1 protein-coding gene is annotated in these 930 nt (G+C 71.0%); it reads left to right on the top strand.

Going from position 1 to position 930, the window contains the following annotated elements; genetic code table 11:
* Nucleotides 1-836 (top strand): DUF445 domain-containing protein (locus tag BFN01_RS01050; RefSeq protein ID WP_143187115.1); only part of this gene is annotated, 836 nt, incomplete at its 5' end.
* Nucleotides 837-930: the final 94 nt, after the last annotated feature.

Genomic DNA, 930 nt, shown 5'->3' with positions numbered 1-930 from the left:
CCGCCGTGCTGCGCGCGCTGAGCGACGATGACGTGCAGAGCCTGATCGCCGACCTCGCGCGCGAGCACCTCATCGAGCCCGACTGGGCGCCGTCGGCGGGCACCTGGCTGCAGCGCATCGTCGAGGCGGATGCGCATCGCGGCGCCGTCGACCTCGCCGTGGACAGTCTCGGCGCCTGGCTCGAGAACAACGCCGCGGCGTTCCAGGGGCTGATCTCCCGCCGCCTGCCGTCATGGGTCCCGCGCCTGGCTCACCGCTTCGTCGACGAGACGGCGTACAGCGAGGCCCTGAAGTTCGTCCGCGCCGTGCACGCCGATCCGCAGCATCCGGCCCGCATCGCCCTCGACGGCTACCTCGCGCGCCTCGCCGACGGACTGCAGCACGACGATGCGATGCGCGAGCGGCTGGAGAGCGCCAAGACGACGCTGTTCGACAGCCCGCGCGTGGGCGAGCTCGCGGCGCAGGCCTGGAACACCGCCAAGGCCGGCCTGCTCTACGCACTGGCCGATCCGCAGAGCGGGCTGCGCCGCAGAGCGGCCACCGCGATCGCCGAGGTCGGACAGCGCCTGGCCACTGATCCCGTGCTGCAGGCGCGGGTCGACGGCTGGGCGACGGATGCCGCGGTCTTCCTCGTCGATCGGTACCGCCACGACATCGCATCCATCATCACCGACACCGTCGAGAAGTGGGATCCGGCCGAGACGACGGAGAAGATCGAGCTCATGGTGGGCCGCGACCTGCAGTACATCCGGCTGAACGGCACCGTGGTGGGTGCGCTCGCAGGGGTCGCGATCTACGCCGTCGCCCACGCCCTCATCCCCGTCGGCCTGGGCTGACGCCGCCTCCCCCGCACACCGCTCCTCGTTCCGGTATGAGTTTCTGCCGCATCACCCGCGTGCTGAGCGGCACAAACTCATACCGGAACGAGGA

Source organism: Microbacterium sp. AR7-10 (assembly GCF_001878835.1).
GTDB lineage: Bacteria > Actinomycetota > Actinomycetes > Actinomycetales > Microbacteriaceae > Microbacterium > Microbacterium commune.
The sequence above is the reverse complement of the archived record's forward strand: the minus strand, read 5'-3'. Positions and strand labels throughout refer to the sequence as shown.